20 protein-coding genes are annotated in these 21,019 nt (G+C 40.1%); 15 read left to right on the top strand and 5 right to left on the bottom strand.

Features of this window, described 5'->3' with window-relative positions:
* Nucleotides 1-1,267 precede the first annotated feature (1,267 nt).
* The 6 genes from NSU15_RS19390 (at nt 1,268) to NSU15_RS19365 (ending at nt 5,338) form a co-directional block, all read left to right on the top strand.
* Entirely contained in the window at nt 1,268-2,506 is a 1,239-nt protein-coding gene (locus NSU15_RS19390; protein WP_042129216.1) for an ATP-binding protein, read from the top strand.
* A gap of 101 nt (nt 2,507-2,607) precedes the next feature.
* Nucleotides 2,608-3,270, top strand: coding sequence for a DUF421 domain-containing protein (locus NSU15_RS19385; RefSeq protein ID WP_042129213.1), 663 nt, complete (start codon nt 2,608-2,610; stop codon nt 3,268-3,270).
* A 35-nt stretch (nt 3,271-3,305) separates the two neighbouring features.
* Entirely contained in the window at nt 3,306-3,575 is a 270-nt protein-coding gene (locus tag NSU15_RS19380) for a hypothetical protein (protein ID WP_042129211.1), read from the top strand.
* Nucleotides 3,576-3,615: 40 nt separating this feature from the next.
* On the top strand, nt 3,616-4,089 hold the full coding sequence (locus tag NSU15_RS19375; protein ID WP_339287318.1) for a GNAT family N-acetyltransferase: 474 nt from the start codon (nt 3,616-3,618) through the stop codon (nt 4,087-4,089).
* Nucleotides 4,090-4,187: 98 nt separating this feature from the next.
* Entirely contained in the window at nt 4,188-4,586 is a 399-nt protein-coding gene (locus tag NSU15_RS19370) for a helix-turn-helix domain-containing protein (protein ID WP_042123336.1), read from the top strand.
* Entirely contained in the window at nt 4,502-5,338 is an 837-nt protein-coding gene (locus NSU15_RS19365; protein WP_339291227.1) for an IS3 family transposase, read from the top strand. The genes NSU15_RS19370 and NSU15_RS19365 overlap by 85 nt, the downstream gene beginning before the upstream one ends.
* Before the next feature lie 67 nt (nt 5,339-5,405).
* Here NSU15_RS19365 and NSU15_RS19360 read toward each other — a convergent pair whose 3' ends face one another.
* Together NSU15_RS19360 and NSU15_RS19355 are read right to left on the bottom strand one after the other, a co-directional pair.
* Nucleotides 5,406-6,815: an MDR family MFS transporter gene (locus tag NSU15_RS19360; protein ID WP_076121158.1), complete on the bottom strand. Its 1,410-nt coding sequence runs from the start codon at nt 6,813-6,815 to the stop codon at nt 5,406-5,408.
* Between the two features lie 84 nt (nt 6,816-6,899).
* Nucleotides 6,900-7,325, bottom strand: a complete 426-nt coding sequence (locus tag NSU15_RS19355; RefSeq protein WP_076121157.1) for a MarR family transcriptional regulator — start codon at nt 7,323-7,325, stop codon at nt 6,900-6,902.
* A gap of 175 nt (nt 7,326-7,500) precedes the next feature.
* Here NSU15_RS19355 and NSU15_RS19350 point away from each other — a divergent pair, with 175 nt between their 5' ends.
* The 4 genes from NSU15_RS19350 to NSU15_RS19335 all read left to right on the top strand — a co-directional run bounded on the left by NSU15_RS19350 (nt 7,501) and on the right by NSU15_RS19335 (nt 10,914).
* Nucleotides 7,501-8,022, top strand: a complete 522-nt coding sequence (locus NSU15_RS19350) for a CAP domain-containing protein (protein WP_076121156.1) — start codon at nt 7,501-7,503, stop codon at nt 8,020-8,022.
* A gap of 146 nt (nt 8,023-8,168) precedes the next feature.
* A complete protein-coding gene (locus NSU15_RS19345; protein ID WP_339287317.1) occupies nt 8,169-9,044 on the top strand; it encodes an AraC family transcriptional regulator in 876 nt (291 codons plus the stop codon).
* A gap of 75 nt (nt 9,045-9,119) precedes the next feature.
* Nucleotides 9,120-10,349 (top strand): multidrug efflux MFS transporter, encoded by a 1,230-nt coding sequence (locus NSU15_RS19340; RefSeq protein ID WP_076121154.1) that lies wholly within the window; start codon nt 9,120-9,122, stop codon nt 10,347-10,349.
* Nucleotides 10,321-10,914, top strand: a complete 594-nt coding sequence (locus tag NSU15_RS19335) for a hydrolase (RefSeq protein WP_339287316.1) — start codon at nt 10,321-10,323, stop codon at nt 10,912-10,914. The genes NSU15_RS19340 and NSU15_RS19335 overlap by 29 nt, the downstream gene beginning before the upstream one ends.
* Before the next feature lie 72 nt (nt 10,915-10,986).
* Here NSU15_RS19335 and NSU15_RS19330 read toward each other — a convergent pair whose 3' ends face one another.
* Entirely contained in the window at nt 10,987-11,799 is an 813-nt protein-coding gene (locus NSU15_RS19330; protein WP_076121153.1) for an undecaprenyl-diphosphate phosphatase, read from the bottom strand.
* Between the two features lie 185 nt (nt 11,800-11,984).
* Between NSU15_RS19330 and NSU15_RS19325 the strand changes: the two genes are divergently transcribed.
* Nucleotides 11,985-12,584 (top strand): GNAT family N-acetyltransferase, encoded by a 600-nt coding sequence (locus tag NSU15_RS19325; protein ID WP_249923644.1) that lies wholly within the window; start codon nt 11,985-11,987, stop codon nt 12,582-12,584.
* Nucleotides 12,585-12,701: 117 nt separating this feature from the next.
* Here the strand turns inward: NSU15_RS19325 and NSU15_RS19320 are convergent, their stop codons facing one another.
* Nucleotides 12,702-14,375: a sensor histidine kinase gene (locus NSU15_RS19320; protein WP_170880369.1), complete on the bottom strand. Its 1,674-nt coding sequence runs from the start codon at nt 14,373-14,375 to the stop codon at nt 12,702-12,704.
* 96 nt (nt 14,376-14,471) lie between these two features.
* Complete coding sequence (locus NSU15_RS19315) at nt 14,472-16,025, bottom strand: response regulator (protein ID WP_339287315.1); 1,554 nt, start codon at nt 16,023-16,025, stop codon at nt 14,472-14,474.
* A gap of 277 nt (nt 16,026-16,302) precedes the next feature.
* Here NSU15_RS19315 and NSU15_RS19310 point away from each other — a divergent pair, with 277 nt between their 5' ends.
* From NSU15_RS19310 to NSU15_RS19295, 4 genes are all read left to right on the top strand, one after another.
* The gene (locus tag NSU15_RS19310; protein ID WP_076121150.1) at nt 16,303-17,595 is read left to right on the top strand and encodes an ABC transporter substrate-binding protein; all 1,293 of its coding nucleotides are present in this window, start codon (nt 16,303-16,305) and stop codon (nt 17,593-17,595) included.
* A gap of 28 nt (nt 17,596-17,623) precedes the next feature.
* Nucleotides 17,624-18,499 carry a sugar ABC transporter permease gene (locus tag NSU15_RS19305; RefSeq protein ID WP_076121149.1) on the top strand — a complete coding sequence of 292 codons (876 nt, stop codon included), beginning with the start codon at nt 17,624-17,626 and terminating at the stop codon, nt 18,497-18,499.
* Nucleotides 18,496-19,302: a carbohydrate ABC transporter permease gene (locus tag NSU15_RS19300; protein ID WP_339287314.1), complete on the top strand. Its 807-nt coding sequence runs from the start codon at nt 18,496-18,498 to the stop codon at nt 19,300-19,302. The genes NSU15_RS19305 and NSU15_RS19300 overlap by 4 nt, the downstream gene beginning before the upstream one ends.
* A gap of 201 nt (nt 19,303-19,503) precedes the next feature.
* On the top strand, nt 19,504-21,009 hold the full coding sequence (locus NSU15_RS19295; protein ID WP_139328626.1) for a hypothetical protein: 1,506 nt from the start codon (nt 19,504-19,506) through the stop codon (nt 21,007-21,009).
* Nucleotides 21,010-21,019 lie beyond the last annotated feature (10 nt).

Here is a 21,019-nt window from a genome sequence, read left to right as displayed (position 1 = left end):
AGCATCCGTTGAATGTTTTTTGCAATAAAAGAATTTGTAAAATTTTGAGCTTGCGGAGAAATGTGAAACAAATTCAATGGATGGTCCTATATTCAACTGCTGGCCATGGGGAGCTCTATTTTTTATTAAGCACACGCCTCTTTGGGATGTAGAACGGACCGAGTGGACCTTATATCCTCCGAAATGCATGTTTTAGTCGAGCTTACGGACAAATGTATGCGAAAAATCGAATACAATGTGCCGCCGGTAACGTAACGAGCCAAATGTATGCGAGAAATTGAATACAATGAGCCGACAGTATCGTAAACGAGCGAAATGTATGCGAAAAATCGAATACAATGTGCCGACAGTATCGTAAACGAGCCAAATGTATGCGGAAAACCGAATACAATGTGCCGTCGGTAACGTAACGAGCTAAATGTATGCGAAAAATCGAATACAATGAGCCGACAGTATCGTAAACGAGCCAAATGTATGCGAGAAATCGAATACAATGTGCCACCGGTAACGTAAACGAGCCAAATGTATGCGAAAAATCGAATACAATGAGCCGGCGGTAACGTAACGATCTAAATGTATGCGAAAAACCGAATACAATGTGCCGACAGTAACGTAAACGATCTAAATGTATGCGAAAAACCGAATACAATGTGCCGCCGGAAACATAAACGATCTAAATGTATGCGAGAAATCGAATACAATGTGCCGCCGGAAACATAAACGATCTAAATGTATGCGAGAAATCGAATACAAATGTGCCGACAGTAACGTAACGAGCCAAATGTATGCGAAAAACCGAATACAATGTGCCGCCGGTACCGTAAACGAGCCAAATGTATGCGAAAAACCGAATACAATGTGCCGCCGGTAACGCAAACGAGCCAAATGTATGCGAAAAACCGAATACAATGTGCCACCGGTAACGTAAACGAGCCAGCGCCCTGATTCATCCGGAATGGGCTTGTTATTAGGGAATAAGTGCAATGTGGTCCGTCCCTAATATATGTGCTTTTTTCATCGAAATAAAGGCTATACGGTTGGTAAGCAGAACCTCACACGGATACGAGTATGGAATTACGGATGTACTCAGCTTGTAACTTTACCTCTAAGGACGCCGTCAGGTGTTTTTTTTATTATTTTAAAAATGGTTGAGAAATACATAGTTAATAGGAGGAACTTTAACTTATAATATTACTTTAGCGTATTTTTCCAGCACGCTGTCCTATCCTTTATTTTAAGCAACACTAGCCTGAAAGGAAGTTATCCTTTGTTTGAGACTTTGCTTTTGAATTTCTTGTTTTTATTGTTTCCAATCTTAATGTTTCTAATTTTCTTTGAGAATCGAGCTTTTGCTTATAATAGTAAGATTCTAGTTCTATTGTCGGCAGTGACCATGTGTCTTTGTATTGCTAAACCGTTTAAACTCGATATTGGCTTTATTTTTGATTTGAGATATGTCCCATTTATTATTGTGGCTCTTTTTGGCGGGTACAAGAACGTTCTGCCGCTATATATCCTTTTAAATATCTATCGATTCTATGTGGGGGGAGAGGGGACGTTACAATCCTTTCTTTTTGCCACCACAATCCTGATCCTGGTCCCACTATATAGTAAAAGGTTCTTAAAATTAGAGTCGAAAGGTCGCATCATCGCGGCAACGAGCATCTCTTTTCTGACGATGGGATTTTACCTAATTACATTAGGTTTAACACAGGGAAGTTTAAATAGGGAATTCTGGATTCTCACCTTAAATGCCTTTACGACGCATGCCGGGGTGATGAGTATCAATATGATTCTAATAGAAAAGATAATTACTAATATTAAGAATCGCGACCGAATTATGCATTCTGAAAGATTAAATGTCGTCAGCGAGCTAGCGGCTAGTGTATCACATGAAATAAGAAATCCACTTACAGTGACCAGCGGTTTTTTACAACTGTTGAATAAATCTAATTCGATCACCCGAGAGGAAAAACAATACGTAGAACTATCTCTGCTAGAACTACAGAGGGCTGAAAAAATCGTGAGTGATTATCTCTCTTTTGCCAAGCCACAGTCCGAAAATATGGTTTATTCTAATATGAAGGCGGAGTCTGAATATACTAAAAATATCATCATGCCTTATGCCACTATGCACAAAGTAGAGGTCAAATTTAGTTTTAATAATTCGTTAAAAAAAAACTATGATCGGAACCAAATACAGCAATGTCTAATTAATCTTTATAAAAACGGAATTGAAGCCATGAAAGAAAAAGAAGGCGGCACCCTGTTCATTGATATTTCGGAAAAAAAACAAAATATTATCATCAGTATTCGAGATACTGGCATTGGAATGACTAAGGAAGAAATATCACGTCTAGGTAAGCCGTATTATTCTACCAAAGCAGAAGGAACAGGACTGGGAATGCTAATGGTCTACAGTACCATTGATAAGGTAAAAGGAAATATTGAAGTCGATAGCGAAAAAGGCAAAGGAACAACGTTTCTTATCACTATCCCAACTTAATCGGACTGTTTATCCTTTATTAGGAAAGTGTAATACCTCTCATGAATGGATTTTGTGTAAAAAGGCTACGAGCCTGTATTAATCCATCAGGAGGTGCGGCTATGGAGGTTTTTATAACTATAGGTGTCAAACTGATCATCAGCTTCTTTGGTTTGTGGATTATTACCTTTATTACTGGCCGCAAGACGCTTAGCCAATTGACACCACTCGATTTCCTGTCATCATTGATTTTAAGTGAGATTGTAGGTAATACGATATACGATGATGAGGTGAAGATCTGGCAGCTGCTGTTTGCTCTATTCGTCTGGACCGCTTTGTCTTATTTGTTTGAAAAGGCGACTACCCATTTTGTGAAGTTCGGGAACATGGCGGAAGGTCGGACAGTGTTGCTAATCGACGATGGTAAAGTAAATCAGGATTTGATGGAGAAATATGATATCGAGTTTACCCAACTGCTGTTTATGCTGCGGCAGCAAAATATATTTTCTCTAAGTGAAGTAAAGTATGCTTTGCTTGAAACGAACGGTTCTTTGTCGGTTATGCGCAAGTCTGAAGATGGGCAGCCGGAGCAGTCTTCTGATTTTTCTATTACAATTATAGATAAGGGCAGGCTACTGGAAGATTCCATGCGTGGCAGACCGATGAATAAGATGCTGATCCACGAATGGATCGAGGAGCAAGGTTATAAACGCATTGAGGATATTGCTTATGCTGAATACAAGGAAGACGGGTCGCTCTATATCATACCTAAAAACAAACGATAAACCTTGTTGTTAATAATATTCTAACGGAGGTTATCATGCTAAATTTAGGATTATTGATTTTAACCGCCCTAGTTGTGTTAGTTACGGTAATGTTTCACGCAGGAGCATTATTAGATTTTATCCGACCTAGTGTGCTACAAACTCAACTTTTTGGCCTTCACACCACATTATTTGGAGCAGTTGTGATATTAGCCTATGAGGACGGTCGCGGGATAGGAATGTTTATTGGTATAATTGGACTTTTTACGGGCATTTCGGGCTCTTTTAGAGATTCCTCTAAATCGGGTGATAAAAAGAATATCTGATGGTCTTTATATTAGGAAATATTTGAAGGGGACAAATTTCATGGGAATTTCTTTATGTAAAGCAGGCGTAAGTGATGCAGAATTTATTCATCAAATGCAAGTCAAAGCCTTTATGCCATTACTGGAGAAATATAAGGATTATGAAACGAGCCCAGCCAATGAGTCCGTAGAAAAAATGATAGATCGAATTAATCAGCCTTTTACAGATTATTTTATGATTAAGAATTCTGATATTGCTGTGGGCGGGGTCCGAATCGTTAAAAAGGAGAATAAGACTTATCGTGTCAGCCCCATATTTATTATGCCAGAATACCAGGGAATGGGGATTGCCCAGCAGGTTTTTGCAATCATTGAACATAGATATAGCGATGTAAAAAAGTGGGAGCTGGATAGTATTGAACAAGAGCAGAGGAACTGCTATTTATATGAAAAGGTAGGGTATAAACGAACGGAAGAAACAAAGGTAATAAACGATAAATTAACTTTAGTATTTTATGAGAAACTTATGGATTAAAAAAAAAGACAGCGGACATCTCATGAAGTGCACCCCTTAGAATAGACATTGGAAAAAACCCCTGGTTTATCCGATGAAATTCTAGGGGGTGCATTTTTATGGCGATTAAAGGACAGAAGTTTAAAAATTACTCAGATGAGATTAAAAAAGAGGCCATTCGTTTACATGTGGAGGAAAGATGGACTTATCGGAAAATTACGGAGCATTTTGAGATACAAGATCAAGGACGGGTAAAGAGATGGATGAAGAAATACCGAGAGCTAGGGGAATTTGGGCTACTAGATCAACGGGGGCGTCGTATTGAATATATCGATCAAGATAGGTATGTTCAAAAGCTCAAACGGGAAAATGAAATGCTAAAAAAGTGTTTGGAAATCTGGATGCAGGAGGTGAAACGCACAAATATAGAGTCATTGAGAACGCTGCAAAAGAGTATGCCGTTAGCAACCTGTGTAAACTCTTTAGGGTCTCTAGAAGTGGATACTACGCTTTCATGAAGCGCAAAGGAACAGATCGGGATCAGGAAGCAAAGGCGCTCATTCAGAAGGTCTATGAAAGGTATGAAGGAGTCTACGGTTATCGCCAAATTCAATTGTTCTTGCTACAAGACCACGGGGTTTGGATGAATCATAAGAAGGTACTCAGAATTATGCAGGATTTAGGCATTCGTTCGAGGATCCGCCGAAAACATCGTTGTAATTATGCTACTTCTGAAGGAGACCGTGTGGCGAAAAATATTTTGAAACGGGATTTCAAAGCGGATGCTCCCAACCAAAAATGGGTGACAGACATTACGCAATATCGTGTAGGCGAAAAGTGGCTCTATCTTTCTGCGATTAAAGATTTATTCAATAACGAAATTATCGCTTATCAAATGAGCGCTAGGAACGACAACGAACTGGTTCTCCGGACCTTTGAGCAGGCGTGGAGTCAGCAAAAAGACGTGACTGGACTGATCGTTCACAGCGATCAGGGATTCCAATACACGTCTCATGCATACCACGACATGCTGCCAAAGGTTGGGGCCCGAATCAGCATGTCTCGCCGAGGCAATTGTTATGACAACGCCTCTATGGAGAGCTTCTTCTCGCATCTCAAAACGGAAGGACTCTATCCTTATGATATCCGAAATATGGATGAGGCACAAAGGAAAATTGAAGATTACATTCGATTTTATAACCAACATCGGCCACAACGAAGGTTAAATAAGCTGCCTCCGGTAGAGTACCGGAAACAGCTTATTGCCTAGGGTCTTTTTTCAGTGTCTATAAAATGGGGGCTTGACCACTCATGTCCACTGTCTTTTTTGATTACAATTAGTAAACTCTAATACGCTTCACAAAAAACGATAAAATCAATCCGATTCCTGCAATTGCTGCGATAAATAAGTATGCATGTGTAATTCCAGCGGTTAAAATTTCAGGCTGTGTTGCTGTTGGATTTGTGTTCGCAAACCGCGTTTGTCCGCTAGACATTAGTGTAACAGCAAAAGTTGTACCGAGGGCTCCTGCGATTTGCTGAAGTGTATTCATAACCGCAGCCCCATCCGGATAGTATTTCACAGGTAATTGATTTAAACCATTGGTTTGAGCGGGCATAATGACCATGGCTAATCCGATAAACATTGCGCAGTGTATGAGAATAAAGGTTAGGCTACTAGTTTCAGTAGAGTTGCCTGTAAATAGAAAACCAGCAATTGTTGCAATGGAAAACCCAAGCGGCAGCAAAAATTTCGGACCGAACTTATCGAATATTCTCCCAGTAACTGGAGCCATAGCTCCGTTAATCACACTGCCTGGAAGGAGTAGAACTCCTGCAGCTGTAGCTGATAATAATAACCCTCCTTTTAAATATAAGGGCAATAAAATGGCAGAGGATAAAATGATCATCATTCCTAAAAAGACCATCACCAGACCTATTGTAAACATTGGATATTTAAAAACTCGTAAATTTAGCATCGGCGTTTCCAACTTAAACTGTCTTAATACAAACAGGATTAAGCTGATGAGACCAACGATAAGAGGCAGATAGACAATGATTTCACTTAAAGCATGATCAGCGATGTTGCTAAATCCAAATACGATGCCTCCAAATCCGAAAGTAGAAAGAAGGATGGATAAACTATCTATTTTTGGCTTAGTAATGTTGGCTACATTCTTGATGAAGGTTAATCCAAATCCAAATGTAAATAATAATAAAGGTAAGCTTATCCAAAAGATAAACGCCCAACCCAAATGATCCACAATCAAACCGGATAAAGTTGGGCCGATGGCTGGTGCACACATAATCACTAGTCCCATCATCCCCATGACGGTTCCGCGTTTATGTGCAGGGAAAATAATTAGAATAATGTTCGTCATTAGGGGGAGTAATAAACCAGTTCCCAAGGCTTGCACTAAACGCGCAATTAATAACGAGGTGAAATTTGGGGAGAGGGCAGCAATTAATGTACCTACGATAGATAATAGCAAAGAAGCAGTGAATAATTGTCTAGTGGTAAACCACTGCATTAATAGGGCGGATATTGGAACGAGGATTCCCAATACAAGTAAATATCCGGTGGTTAGCCATTGAACCGTTGAGGCACTGATTGAGAACTCATCCATTAAGTTGGTAAAAGCCATATTTAAGGCGGTTTCACTAAATAGCCCGACGAATGCACCAAGCATAAGTGAAAAGGCCATAAGGGCGGGACGTTTAACTTGAACAGCTGCTGTTGATTCCATGATAGGAAGAAACCTCTTTTCAGAAATAGATTCATTTTTTATATAGAATAGATGATATGTCAACTATAGGACAGCGAAAATCATTTATGCATCTCTTACATTATTCTGTACACGCGTTAATAAAGTTTTTAGTGTTGAATATTCCGCAGGAGATAATCCTGTTGCAATAATTTCGTTTAATTGGATAGTCACCTCATTTATCTTAGTTTCTAATTGTCTACCTTCGTCTGTTACAAAAACATTTACCGAACGACGATCTTGCGTACTTGTTACTTTATGAATGTAACCCTTGTTCTCTAAGCTAGCGATCATTCGGGCAACACTGGCTTTGTCCTTCCCAAGCTTATAAGCAATCTCGTTCTGAGATAAACCTTCTTTCTCCAGCAGCAAAGCCATAAGTAAATGTTGTTCAGGAGCAAGTCGAACAGGGGCAAGCAATTTGGTCAAATAATTGGCTATTTCTAAATGCAAATCTCGAATAACTAAACCAAGCGGGTCTTTGGAATCCATATGATCTCTCCTAATTCAAATATAGATGATATATCAACGTTATGGTTTTGTTTATATTAACATAAAGTAACTAATACAAGTCAAGTAAATTTATAGTAGTATTATAGACTTAAGTACAAGCGTGAAAACCTCTTCCACAATATATTGTTATAAATACATTGCTGGAGGGGAAATTATGAGAAAAAGAATATCATCAATAAGAAGAGTGAAAAGTTCTATTTCCAAAGGCTCAACAGTGAAACGTACTTCGAGTAAAACAACGAAAAGAGTAGGGCAATCAAGGATTCATATCAGACAAGCCAATGCATTTGAACTTCAAGTCTTTCGATTAGTTAACGAAGAACGGACGAGTAGAGGAATTGCTGCATTAACTCTTAATTCTCGGCTCACCGATCTTGCAGTTTTGAAATCAAGAGATATGAGGGATAATAATTATTTTAGTCATACTTCTCCAACTTACGGTACTCCTTCACAGATGTTAGATCGATTTGGAGTGGCTTGGCGTGCTTATGGAGAAAATATTGCGGAGGGACAAGCAACACCTGAAGCAGTAATGAGATCATGGATGAATAGTGCTGGTCATAGAGCAAATATTTTAGATCCTCGCTTTACGGATATTGGGGTTGGTTATGTAGGGGGAACAGCTACTAGCCAATATCAACATTATTGGACACAATTGTTTATCCAGAAACCATAAGGATTGTTCTGAGAATCCGCTCTTTAATGAAATGCGCCTCGAACGGTGTTCTACCATAGAGGTGAAGTTCAATTACAGGGTGGGTTCTTTTATGTGTAGGACCTTAGTAAAACTCTTTTTTGCGATTTCTAGAACTAAATAATACAATGATTAAAGCGGGTTACTCCAAGACGATACATATGGGGGATTTTATGAATCTAAGTAATCTTTTTTTTCACATTCTGTATTGTAATTATAGATACTTCAATGACCCCAAGAGAAATTGGAGCAAGCTTGTCAGAACCCTTCAGCATCATGAACTTCTCTTAGTGACTGGAGGGAAGGGCAGCTTTATGATCGAACACAAAAGGTATTCGTTTAAAGCGGGTATGTTATTCTACATTTCTCCAGGGGTTAAGCATTCAATAGAGATCGATGCTGAAGATCCCTTATGCTTTCTGTCCGTTCATTTCAACTATGCGAAGGTGAGCATGAACGAAGAGGAATGGGGAATTAATGGTCATGTAGGAACGCTCCATCTTCAACCGGTAAATGAATTGAAGGATTATTATCAGGTAGAAGATATCTTCGGAACAATGATTCAAAGCTGGAATACCAAGCTGCCGGGATATGAATTTGTAGCGAAGACTTTGTTACAGCAGCTTATCATCGCGATTGCTCAAAATACACAAAAACAAAGTCAAAATTATTCCACTTCCTTAAAGGTGGAAAAAATCATTAACTATATGCATCAAAAGCTCAATCATAAAGTGAGTTTGAGTGAATTGTCAGAATTAGTACAGCTGTCACCTGCTTATTTGTCGAGAGCGTTCAAAGAAATCACAGGTTATTCGATTATAGAGTTCTTTAATAAAATGAAAATTGATAAAGCGAAAGAGCTGATTCTCGAAGGAGACATGAAAATCAAAGAGGTTGCGCAAACCCTTGGTTTTACGGATGAATTTTATTTCAGCAGAATTTTCAAAAGAATGACGGGCATCAGCCCCTCGGAATTTCACAGCAAAAATGTCCATGGAGTTTAGAATAATGCATGGTATATAGCCAATCTGACTGTTAATATGAGGTTGTTATTGTTAGCAGAAAGAAGGCTTTTTTTTATGCCCATGTGGAAAAGGAACTTAATTGTTTGCTGGTTCGGTATGTTTGTAACAGGTGTGGGTATGAGTCAGATTGCGCCAGTCTTGCCACTTTTCATTAAGCATCTTGGCGTAGATAATGCTGATTCCATTGCTCAGTTTTCTGGCCTTGCGTTTGGGATTACCTTTATTGTTTCAGCTATTTTCTCACCCATTTGGGGGCAGGCGGCAGATAGGTTCGGGCGTAAACCCATGCTTTTACGTGCGAGTCTTGGGATGGCGATCGTTATAAGCTGTATGGGTTTTGCGCCTAATGTGTATGTATTAATTGCTCTTCGATTACTTCAGGGCACAATTACAGGGTATAGTACGGCTTGTACTACATTAATCGCTACTCAGACGGATAAGGAACATGCAGGTTATGCTTTAGGAACACTTTCAACGGCTAGTATTGCAGGTGCTTTGCTAGGTCCTACGATTGGCGGTTTTATTGCAGAGAACATGGGTTTACAAAGTTCATTTTTTGTTACTGGTGGACTGATGCTCGTTGCCTTCATTACAACTGCTTTGTTTGTGAAGGAGTCTTTTCATCGTGAAGTTAAAAAAACGCTTAGTATCAAGGAAGTCTGGAGCAGTGTTCCAGAGAAGAGTCTAACGCTCACTTTGTTCGTGACCTTCTTTATTCTAACGGTTGCTTTATACTCTGTAGAGCCGATTATTACGGTATATGTGACTCAGCTATCCAAGAGTGCTAACCATGTGGCTCTGCTTGCAGGGATGACCTTCTCAGCTTCAGGGCTGGCTAACATCATAGCTGCTCCAAAACTTGGTAAGCTGTCTGATCGAATAGGTGCTCAAAAGGTCATTCTAGTAGCGCTTATAGCCGCAGGGCTTCTGTTCATTCCACAAGCGTTTGTGCAGAATCCTTGGCAGTTAATGGGTCTTCGTTTTCTACTAGGTTTAGCGGCAGGTGGTTTAGTGCCTTCTGTTAATATCCTTGTTAAGAAAATTACGCCGGATGCTCTTACAGGCAGAGTATTTGGACTTAACATGTCGGCAGGTTATCTAGGCACATTTGCGGGTTCGGTATTAGGTGGGCAAGTGGCAGCTTGGTTTGAGATCCGGGATGTATTCTTTATTACGAGTGCGTTGTTGTTGATAAATGCAGGTTGGGTATATTTTAATGTGTATAAAAAACTTAGTATAAATAGGAGAGAAAACAATGGAAGAATTAAAGAGCTCAGAAACTGAATGTATAGATGCAAAAAAAACGGCACTGGTCGTAATCGATTTGCAAAATGGAATTGTTAACATGCCTAATAAGGCACCGCATACAGGTGAGCAGGTGGTTCAGAAAGGCAGTAGTTTAGTTCAAGCCTTCACTGAAAAGGGGGCATTTGTTGTACTTGTTAGAGTATCATCGTTAGATGGATATGATATGTTAAGACCTCAAACAGATTTGAAGATGAGTGCAGCAGCTTTTCCGGAAGGCTGGGATACTCTTGTGCCTGAATTAGCCAGTTTCAAAAATGCACATGTGATATCTAAACGTCAGTGGGGTGCATTCTTCGGAACAGATCTTGATTTGCAGTTACGTCGCCGCGGTATAGATACGATCGTATTGTGTGGTATATCTACATCCATCGGTGTGGATACGACAGCTAGAGAAGCTTATCAGCTTGGTTACAATCAATTTTTTGTGGAGGATGCCATGACTGCCTCTACTAAAGAGGAGCATGAGTATGTGTGTAAAACTATTTTTCCCCGTATGGGTAAGATTCGGTCGAGCGATGAAGTAATTTCCATGTTGAAATAGTATAAATAACCCTCATGACAATCTCTGCGATAACAGAGTAATCATGAGGTTTTTTTTGTGGGAATTGTATACTTACATAAAGATGAGGAGTAGGATTCCCGCCAAGAAGCAGTAATAAGAAAAATACTTCAAATTACCCTTAGCCATAATCCCCATAAACCAGCGCATAGAGAAATAGGTGACGATTAGTGTAGTAATAAACGCAATCAAGTATGGAATCGCCAGCTGCGAGCGGTTAGGATCGTGGGCAATATCAGATACGCCCATGACAAGTCCGCCCAAACTGACAGGAATATAAAGCATAAAAGAAAAGCGTAAAGCAGTTTCTTGTTTCATTCCCACAGCGATGGAAGAGATGACAGTTGCACCAGAGCGACTTATTCCGGGAATAAGAGCGACTGCTTGGGCAAGTCCGACGATAACTGCATCCTTCGCCTTTAAGTCACCATCTTGTTTACGGCCACGCAGGTTACGGATCAACCATAAAGCTACCCCTGTAACAAGCAAGGCGATGGATACGGTATGAACTGATGAGAAGATATCCTCAATCTGATCCTTAAAGAGTAGTGCAACAATTACAGCAGGCAAGGTGCCAATGATGATGTACAAAGAGAATAGAAAATCCGACTTATATTCCTCTTTGCGGGTCAGAATAAATTGAATGAATCCAGTGATTAATCTTCCAATATCTTTTCGGAAAATAAAACAAATCGCAATTAGTGAAGCTGTATTTGTTAAGATTTCAAAGGATAGCCCATTCTGTTTTAAACCTAGTAATTTCTGTGCAATGATCAAATGGCCGCTCGAGGAGACGGGGATTGGCTCAGTTGCCCCTTGAACAAACCCTAGTAACAAGTATTTAAGCCACAGTATAATATCTTCCATTTTACCTCCCAGTATTTTTGTAATCTTACTCATCATATCGCATTCTAAAAAGAAATGACAATAGAACCATCGTGCCATATTCAGTTAAAGGAGTTATACTAATTCATAAGACTATTAAATGAGGTGGAATTATTTGTAGTACATTACTCAAAATTCATCGGCAGGACATTCCGAAAGCCGCCAGTGTGCTGGCAGAAGCCTTCGCAAAGGATGATCCGTTGTATCAGCATATTTTGCCAGATGAAACAACCAGGCTCCGCGTATTAAATATTTTTTTTCATCGTTATATTGAAATGCTGTATCCATATTCGGATTTATTAACGACGTCAACTAATTATGAAGCTGTCGCCTTAGTGTTTCATTCGGAGCGTCAAACGGGGACGTTGATTGCGAACCTTAACTATACGAAACAAATTGGGCTTGCGATTATTAAGTGTTTACCGATTTGCCGAATGATTGGTGTGCGAGGATTTTTTCGAGGGTTATCCATATTGCGCAGTATGAGTTCCTTATGGTTATCTATGTTTGGGGATCAGAAGTATTTGCATTTAGATATGCTTGCAGTGCAAGAACGTTACCGTGGACAAGGCTATGTATCAAAAATCATGAAGCCGCTGCTCGCCGAATGCCGTGAGAAGAACGCATTATGTACGTTAGAGACACAGACACCAAGCAATTTACCCATTTATAAGCACTTTCAGTTCCGCACGGTCAAAATAATCCCCTTACCAAACAGTACACTAGAGCAGTATTGTATGGCATGTGCTCCAAGTGTTACTGAGTAGTTATTAAAACGGGGCGTCCCATTCAGCCATTTCATGGCTTTTGGGGCAGCCCTTTTTTTGCGTACTCTACAAGGGGAAGAGGGAAAACCTCCCTATAATTTAGCTGCCTTTTTTTGATCATGAACTATATTTCGCAGCAGGGATGATTATTTTTATGGCTGTGCCATAACCTGGCTCGCTTTCAATGTGGATACCATAAGGTGATCCAAAGAGCAGCTGAATTCGATCATGAACATTCTGGATGCCAATCCCTGATAAATGATGTTTTTTGCTTACATTCACCTGCTCAAGAGCGTTCGGCATCCCTATACCATCGTCCATAATTTCGATGATTAAATGCTCATCCCGCTGGGAGATGAAGATTTGAATATTGCCGCTGACGTATCCAGGGAAAGCATGGAAAAACGCGTTTTCCACAAAAGGCTGGATGATCAGCTTGGGGACCAACAGCTCCGTACTGTCTTCAGAAATCTCAAAGTGGACACCGATTTGATCACCGTATCTGATCTGATTGATAAATACATAATGCTTTAAAGTCTCTATCTCCTGTTTTACAGTAATCATATCCTCAGTAGATCCTAAGGTATTCTGAAGCATGGAGATGAGACTATCGATCGTTTGATCCACCTGTTGGGTCCGATGCATGTTGGCTAAATATTTGATCGAACTCAGCGTATTATACAGGAAGTGAGGGTTAATTTGCATTTGCAGAGCATTGAGATCTGCCTTCCGGCGTTCCTGCTGTTCGTAGACGACTCTTTCGGTATACCGGTCAATTTCTCTAATCAGATGATTGTAGGCTTTGGTTAATACATTAGTCTCGTAGCTGCCATCTTCCTGCAAGGGATGCAATTTCAGACTGTCCCCTTTGGACGTTTTCATCGTATTGACTAACTGATTCAGGGGCTGAATGATTCGTTTACTAAGCCAATAGACAAACAACATGCTAATCACCAGTACAATGCTAACTACCTTGATGATTTCGTTTGAGATTGTATATAGCGGCGCAAATGCAGTTAATTGATCAACCTCCTCTATAATGTAGGCATTAAACTCCGGAAGGAAATACGAAATATAGGTTTGTTTATTTTCTGAATTTGTGACGATACCTCCTTGCTCCACAGCGTTCATGGCATTCAATAGAAGAACGGAATTATACGTGCTTATGGAATCCTTATTGCTGCTGGAGAGAATCGTACCCTCTGCTGAGATAAGCGAGATATGAATGCCTTCCGAAATGTAGGGGCTGTATTTAAGATAGATGTTAAGCTCGTCCATAACAACGGCTGTATATCCGTACATTGAACCGGAAGCACTATCTACCAAAGGTTTCGTAGCAAAAATATAGTTTTTATAGGGTACTGTTTCTTTGAAAAGATCTGAACTGCTATGATATTGAATTCGATTGGGGATAACTCCATTAATCGTCATATAATCCGATACGATTTCATCAGGTATTTTATCCCATTTCAAGTTATTGCTTGAATAATGGCGTCCTCCTTTTCCCGGCATTGCCGAAACAATGATATGGGAGTTATCGGGACTGAGGTAATCTTTGTAGATATCAATATATCTTCCAAGACTCATGACCAGATTGGTATGCTCAAGTGAGGTCAGAGCCGGCTTGGTAATATAATTTTTAAATTCAACACTACTGTTTATCTGCAGCATCGTATTCACAACCTGGTCATTGTATCGCAGTAAATCATTCTTTACCAAATTCATATTGGCGGATGAATTCTGCACGACTTGATTTAGTAGAATCCGCTCTGAAATTTTCGAGGAGGCCATGGTAAGGATGAAGGAGATTACAAGAATCCCCATTAACATAAGGGTTAGAATTTTGATAAAGATACTATTCTTACGTAGCAAGCCGTTCACCTGTCTTTACTGGGAGATTTGAGTACGGAACTCCACAGGAGTCTTTCCAGTCATTTTTTTGAATACCTTCGAGAAATAATTATGTTCTGAGAATCCGGTTAAACGACTGATTTCTGATACGGTTAAATTAGGGTCCAGCAGCAGTTCTTTCGCTTTATCTATTCGCACCCTGCTGATATAAGTAGTTAAATTCTCTTGCGTTCGCTGTTTGAAATAAGAGGAGAGGTAACTATAGTTAAGATGCAAGGTATTTGCCATTTCTGATAATGAGATTTCATTAGCATAATGTTTGTTGACGTATTCATAAATCTGGTGCAGAATCATCGATTGTTGATCTGATTGTTTCATACTGGATTTTAGTGCATCTAGGAATTGTATCAAAATACTCTCTAATTCATTGATACTATAGGCTAAATCAATGGTTTTAAATAACTTTAGTCTGGACGAACCAAGCTCAGAAATGGGCTGCTTAATATGCTCAAGTGTACTCATTGCCGTATAGATGAGATTTTGACATAAACGTTTCAAGCTATATTCGTCATAGTCCTGTGTAGATAAGATTTTCAGGAAAAACGCTTTCAATTGTTCTCTGGCGTCATCTATAGCCAAAATCCGTAACAATGAAGTAAACTGGTTCAGGTCGAAAGATACCTTTTCGGTAGGAATGAGAATTGCATTTTCCGGAACTACTACTTGTGTTGGGAAATAGATCAGTTTGCCAAGGTACGGTGTTAATCGCAAATGGGCTTCCTTAATCTGTTCTAAACCGGAAAATGGATTGGAAAGAATAAATGAGATATACAGAAGTTTTTCTTTCACGGCCTCAGCTAATGATTGAATGGATGTCGTTATATTTTGAGCTGCAGTCTCTTCATAGTTTAAGAGAATTAGAAATTCAGTCTTAAGGAATATAAAAGAATAGGTTAAGTTGTTAGATAAATGTTGCTTCGCCAATGAAAGAAGGAACTCCTCCATTTGGTTTTGACTCCACTCTGTTCTGGACAGAAGTAAGCTGTTGCTGGCTTTTGCCAGCATAAAGCAATTTCCTCGGAAATATTTTGTGAGCAAGTCTTTAGATTCTTCATTTGGTAACGCATCATGTTCAAACCATTGGGCAAGGATCAACGAAATGTCCAGATTAGGACGAATATTACCGGATGTATGTAAGTCCACTGAACCACACAATGTCTGGATTAAAGTTATAAGCTCAGCAGAAGAGACTTTCGGCTTGAGTAAATAATCAGTAACGCCGTATTTAAAGACTTCCCGAACATAATCGTATTCACTGTAGCTGCTTAATACGATAATTTTAATTTCCGGATATTTCACTTTCATGATCTTTGAGAATTCTATTCCATCCATAACTGGCATCACAATATCGGTGATGACGACATGTGGACGAGTGGATTCGATATGGTCGAGCGCTTCTTGGCCATTTGAGACCTGGGAAACGATTTCAATTCCATAATTGCTCCAGTTACATAAATGCATAATCCCCGTCCGAAGGATGGCTTCATCGTCTACGATCATCACCCGATAGGTTGAAACGTTATTGTTCATAGTAGGACACCCCGTTATTTCTCTTGTTGTATTTTTCTCATCATATAACAATCTTTCATATTACGGTAGGGATCTGGTTTGAAAAGCTATATACAAATAAAAAGTGCTATCGACCATAATTTTTACTAGGTAAAAAATAACATTTATTAAATAAACAATAATTAATACTAAGAAAGAACGAATGATTATTATACTTATTATTTTGAATTCTCTAAAATTAGGTTCAAGCGTTAAAGAATGAACCGCTTACATTCAAAGTCAAAAGGGGTTGCAGAAATTGAAAAAATGGTTATCAGTATTGCTCTTAGTATCATTGACAGCAACAGTACTCGCTGCTTGCGGGTCATCAAATTCAGCGGAGAAAAATGAAAGCGGTACTACTAAGAAAAAAGTGATCGCTTGGGCCTGGGACCCTTCCTTTAATGGTGCAGCTTTAAAGATCGCTGAAGATCTTTACAAAAAAGAAAATCCTGATTTTGAGCTAGAGGTTGTTGAAATGGCCAAAACGGACTTGGAACAAAAGCTGAATACTAATCTGGCAGCAGATGTTAAAGACGGTCTTCCAGATATTATTCTGGTAAATGATCCTAATATTCAAAAATATGTAAACTCATATCCAAATACCTTCGCAGATTTTGGTGACAAGATTGATTACACTCAATTCTCTCCATACAAGGTCGATGCACTTAAGGTAGACGGTAAAATGTATGGTGTTCCTTTTGATATTGGTTCAACAGGTATGTTCTACCGCTCGGATTATCTGGAGGAAGCAGGTTTTACGGATGCAGACTTACAGAATATCACTTGGGATCGTTATATTGAAATCGGTAAAATTGTAAAAGAAAAGACGGGCAAATACATGGCGACCATTAATCCCAATGATGAAGCCTTAACCTCCATTCTTCTGCAATCGGGTGGATCGTGGTACATTACACCTGACAATAAAGGAAACTTTGTTAATAACCCTGTAATGACAGAGACCCTTCGTGTATACAAAGCGATATCTGATTCCGGGATTGCTAAGCCTGTTACAGGCTGGAGTGAATTTGTAGGCAGCTTTAATGCTGGTGATGTAGCTACAGTAGTATCGGGAGTGTGGCAGGTATCATCTATCATGGACGCTAAAGATCAAAGTGGTAAATGGAAAGTAGCGCCAACGCCAAGATTAGGAATTGATGGTGGTGTTAATGCATCGAATGAAGGCGGTTCCAGCTGGTTCGTGCTTGATGGCTCAGCTAATAAAGATCTTGCGATTGATTTCCTGTCCAAAACAGTGGGCTCCAGCAGTGAATTCTACGAGCGATTCTTGACGGAAAATGGCGGTGTGGGTTCCTTTATTCCGGCATTCTCCAGTGAGGCTTATGGTCAAACCTCAGAGTTCTTTGGTGGTCAAGCTATCTACAGCGATTTCACGAAATGGTCTACAGAAGTTCCGGGGATTTCTCTGGGAATGTATACACAGGAAGCAAAAGATGCACTTAAAAATGAATTGCCAAACATTCTGAATGGCGCGGATTTGACGCAAAGCTTAGCTAACATCCAAAAATTGTTCGAACAACAGGTGCAATAAATATAAAGTTAGCAGGTGGGGATAGGATATGGAGAAAAAGTGGAATAAATCTACTATCGCGGGATGGCAGTTCGTATTATGGCCTTCACTGATCATAATGCTGTTTAGCTTCTATCCCATGATTCAATCATTACTGTTATCATTTCAATCAGGGAAAGGGACTGTGTACAGTTTTGTAGGACTCAAAAACTATGTGCGTCTATTCTCCGACCCTATGTTTAGACAAGCGGTCTCGAACACTTTATTATACCTGGTTATTCAGGTGCCGATTATGTTGTTCTTGGGCTTAATCATTGCTTATTTTCTTAATATGCCTGGTTTGCGCTTTAAGGGGTTTTATCGTACGGCGATTTTTCTCCCGTGTGTAACCTCATTGGTGTCTTATGCAGTCTTGTTCAAAAGCATATTCTCTGTAGACGGTATTCTCAACCGTATGCTTATGTCCATTCATTTAGTGAGTGAGCCTGTTGGATGGCTCACTGATCCCCTTTGGGCACGTATTGTTATTATTCTAGCAATCACATGGCGTTGGACGGGTTATAACATGATTTTCTATTTATCTGCTATGCAAAATATTGATCCTAGTGTGTATGAGGCGGCTTCTATTGATGGAGCTTCTAAGACTCGGCAGTTCTTCAGTATCACTACACCAATGTTGAAACCAATTATTTTGTTTACAGCAATTATCTCAACGAATGGTACGCTGCAATTATTTGATGAGGTCGTTAATATTACCAATGGTGGGCCGGGTAACTCGACAATGACGATATCGAATTATATCTATAACCTATCGTTCGTATATACTCCTAACTTTGGTTATGCGGCTACAGTCTCCTATGCCATTGTAATCATGGTAGCTGTGTTGGCATTTCTTCAACTTAAGGTGGGAGGCGAAAAAGATTGAGCAAGTTAAATAAATCAATCATTCATTTCTTTTTAATCATAGCGTCTGTCATTTCTCTATTTCCTTTTGTATGGATGCTTATTGGGATGACGAATACTTCTTCGGATATAGTAAAAGGAAAATTCTCGTTTGGCTCAAGCCTTTCCGATAATGTAAATCATTTATTCGGCTCGACCAACCTTGGCCAGGCGTTCTGGAATTCTGCTCTGATCGCGGTCGTGGGTTCCCTCCTAACATTGCTGCTTAGCTCGATCGCAGGGTATGGATTTGAGATTTATCGGACGAAAGGTAAAGATCGCCTGTTTGGTATTCTAATGCTCTCCATGATGATGCCGTTTGCAGCGATCATGATTCCACTGTTCCGGATGTTCAGTAAATTTGGAATTTTAAACACGCCTGTAGCAGTTATTCTGCCTACCATTACAACCGCGTTTATGATTTTCTTTTTTATGCAGAATACCAAATCCTTCCCGCGAGAATTGCTGCAAGCAGGTCGTGTGGATGGGCTGGGTGAATTGAGATTATTCACAAAAGTGTATATGCCAACCATGAAACCAACCTATGCGGCAGCAGCGATTATTACATTCATGAGTAATTGGAATAACTTCCTGTGGCCGTTGATTGCACTCCAAAGTCAGGATAAGAAAACACTGCCTTTGATCGTGTCATCGTTAGCTTCGTCTTATAATCCAGATTATGGAATGATTATGGTTTCCATAGTTATCACTACATTGCCGACAGTATTAATCTTCTTCTTGCTGCAGAAACAATTTGTACAAGGGATGCTCGGATCTGTGAAGTAGCAACAAAATGATATAGTAGGGACGGGGGCATTTAATTGTCTCCGTCCTTATAAGATTTTGTTTAACAATAAATAGCACAACCTTCGATGAATTGATATAATAGAAACATATATTCGCGTACTTCAGAACCCTATACGGATGTATACGGGTTTTATTTTTGTTTAGTAGCAAACTAGAACTGATGGCGAGGTTGGCAGAAAGATGAATTGGTCGGATTTTGGCGAACGAAACAAACGATTAAATCCCCTATGGAATCTGGGGGCTGGGATGAACCTTGGCGAAATCCAACCTTACAAAGAAATGGTGTCTTTAAGCATCTTGTTGCAGGTCTATTATTTGGAGCTAGAGTCCAATGAGAGAAGATCCAAGGAAGATATTATAGCGCTGGCTTGGACTGCACTGGAACGCTTTAATATTGCGAATCTCGGGACTACCGAATCCGTAGAACGTTTAGTGGACGGCCTGCTCTGGAGCGGAAATGGCGGAGATTTCGAATCCTACTATTATGATGATGCAGCTCAGCAAATGGCTGTGCAGAAATATAAGTATTTCATGGTGGACGAGGATGCGACCCGCAGTAGCTGGGAAGAGAACGGCAGAACAATCTATCGACTCTCCGAATACGCAATGGAGCTTATTTTTATGAGTCATGAGATTATTGAAGAGTTCCAGATCAGCATCAAGCTGCTTGAGATTCAAATGCATATTAAGCATGGACGTGTAACAAGGGCACTTCAGGATGTGAATGAGCTTATCTCCCGGGTTCGGAAGATGACCCATGAGCAGCAGGAATACAGGAATGCATTGCGCCGTAACCCGAAGCATATTTTCAGTGAATTTGGAGTGGCTCGGCATCAGCGACTCGAAGAAATTCATCAGCAGTTCGAGGAAGAACGCAAGCATTTTGATAATATTCATCGTTCTCTGGCCCGGCTTGCCAATGACGAGAAAGATGTGATCGACTTTAACGAGATTCGTATTCTTTCAGAACGAGTGGAGCTCTCTAGGCGAGTACACGATGAACTGGCCGAGATAGTCTTGAACATTTTTGAGGTGGAGACTAATTTAAGATTGAACTTCCCTGAATTATTCTGGGGAGCAGCCGGATTTAACTTCCGTACTCATATCTGGGAGGAATGGGTTAAAGAAGAGGGGCTTCCAAGCGGCGACAGCCTTGAACTGCTTCTTGGCGGTTTGTTTGCTCCGAATCAGGATTTTGTTTATCCGCTTCCCTGGGCTTGGGAGGAGCAAGAGGTTGGTTTTATTCCCGAATTTGTGATGGATGAACTTGATGATGAGATAGATGCGGAGACCGTTCAATATATTCCTAAGGGGATTCCTTGGACGGAAGTCGTTGAACTGTGGAAGCCTGTGTTCAATGCTTTAGCCGAGTGTGGAAGCTTTACGTTTACTGAGGAAGCTTTTACCTCGGAGGAATTAACACGTTGGGCACGTACACCGGATGCTATAGATCTATGGGTGCAGTTTTTTCATTCTGAAATTACAGTACAAGAACAAGCTCCAGAGAACAGCAACGGATCCGATGAATGCCAGTTGCTAATCCGGTATGTACTAGAGGATGATCCTCAACTGGAGAGCTTGCGCGGCAAGCTGCTGCGGACGAGCATTGCTCCAGAACCATACTCGAGGGTACGCTGGTCTGGTCTGGACATGAGTCCATATATTATTAAGATCGTGGAGAGGTGAGAGGTTACAA

This window comes from Paenibacillus sp. FSL E2-0201, assembly GCF_037963325.1.
Taxonomy (GTDB): domain Bacteria; phylum Bacillota; class Bacilli; order Paenibacillales; family Paenibacillaceae; genus Paenibacillus_AQ.
The sequence above is the reverse complement of the archived record's forward strand: the minus strand, read 5'-3'. Positions and strand labels throughout refer to the sequence as shown.

Bases quoted from the DNA above. Each gene is read 5' to 3' on its own strand.
- NSU15_RS19375 (WP_339287318.1), top strand. From the start codon at position 3,616: ATGGGAATTTCTTTATGTAAAGCAGGCGTAAGTGATGCAGAATTTATT.
- NSU15_RS19305 (WP_076121149.1), top strand. From the start codon at position 17,624: ATGGAGAAAAAGTGGAATAAATCTACTATCGCGGGATGGCAGTTCGTA.
- NSU15_RS19380 (WP_042129211.1), top strand. From the start codon at position 3,306: ATGCTAAATTTAGGATTATTGATTTTAACCGCCCTAGTTGTGTTAGTT.
- NSU15_RS19345 (WP_339287317.1), top strand. From the start codon at position 8,169: ATGATTAAAGCGGGTTACTCCAAGACGATACATATGGGGGATTTTATG.
- NSU15_RS19340 (WP_076121154.1), top strand. From the start codon at position 9,120: ATGCCCATGTGGAAAAGGAACTTAATTGTTTGCTGGTTCGGTATGTTT.
- NSU15_RS19315 (WP_339287315.1), bottom strand. From the start codon at position 16,025: ATGAACAATAACGTTTCAACCTATCGGGTGATGATCGTAGACGATGAA.
- NSU15_RS19355 (WP_076121157.1), bottom strand. From the start codon at position 7,325: ATGGATTCCAAAGACCCGCTTGGTTTAGTTATTCGAGATTTGCATTTA.
- NSU15_RS19295 (WP_139328626.1), top strand. From the start codon at position 19,504: ATGAATTGGTCGGATTTTGGCGAACGAAACAAACGATTAAATCCCCTA.
- NSU15_RS19335 (WP_339287316.1), top strand. From the start codon at position 10,321: ATGGAAGAATTAAAGAGCTCAGAAACTGAATGTATAGATGCAAAAAAA.
- NSU15_RS19320 (WP_170880369.1), bottom strand. From the start codon at position 14,375: ATGGCCTCCTCGAAAATTTCAGAGCGGATTCTACTAAATCAAGTCGTG.
- NSU15_RS19385 (WP_042129213.1), top strand. From the start codon at position 2,608: ATGGAGGTTTTTATAACTATAGGTGTCAAACTGATCATCAGCTTCTTT.
- NSU15_RS19360 (WP_076121158.1), bottom strand. From the start codon at position 6,815: ATGGAATCAACAGCAGCTGTTCAAGTTAAACGTCCCGCCCTTATGGCC.
- NSU15_RS19370 (WP_042123336.1), top strand. From the start codon at position 4,188: ATGGCGATTAAAGGACAGAAGTTTAAAAATTACTCAGATGAGATTAAA.
- NSU15_RS19350 (WP_076121156.1), top strand. From the start codon at position 7,501: ATGAGAAAAAGAATATCATCAATAAGAAGAGTGAAAAGTTCTATTTCC.
- NSU15_RS19330 (WP_076121153.1), bottom strand. From the start codon at position 11,799: ATGGAAGATATTATACTGTGGCTTAAATACTTGTTACTAGGGTTTGTT.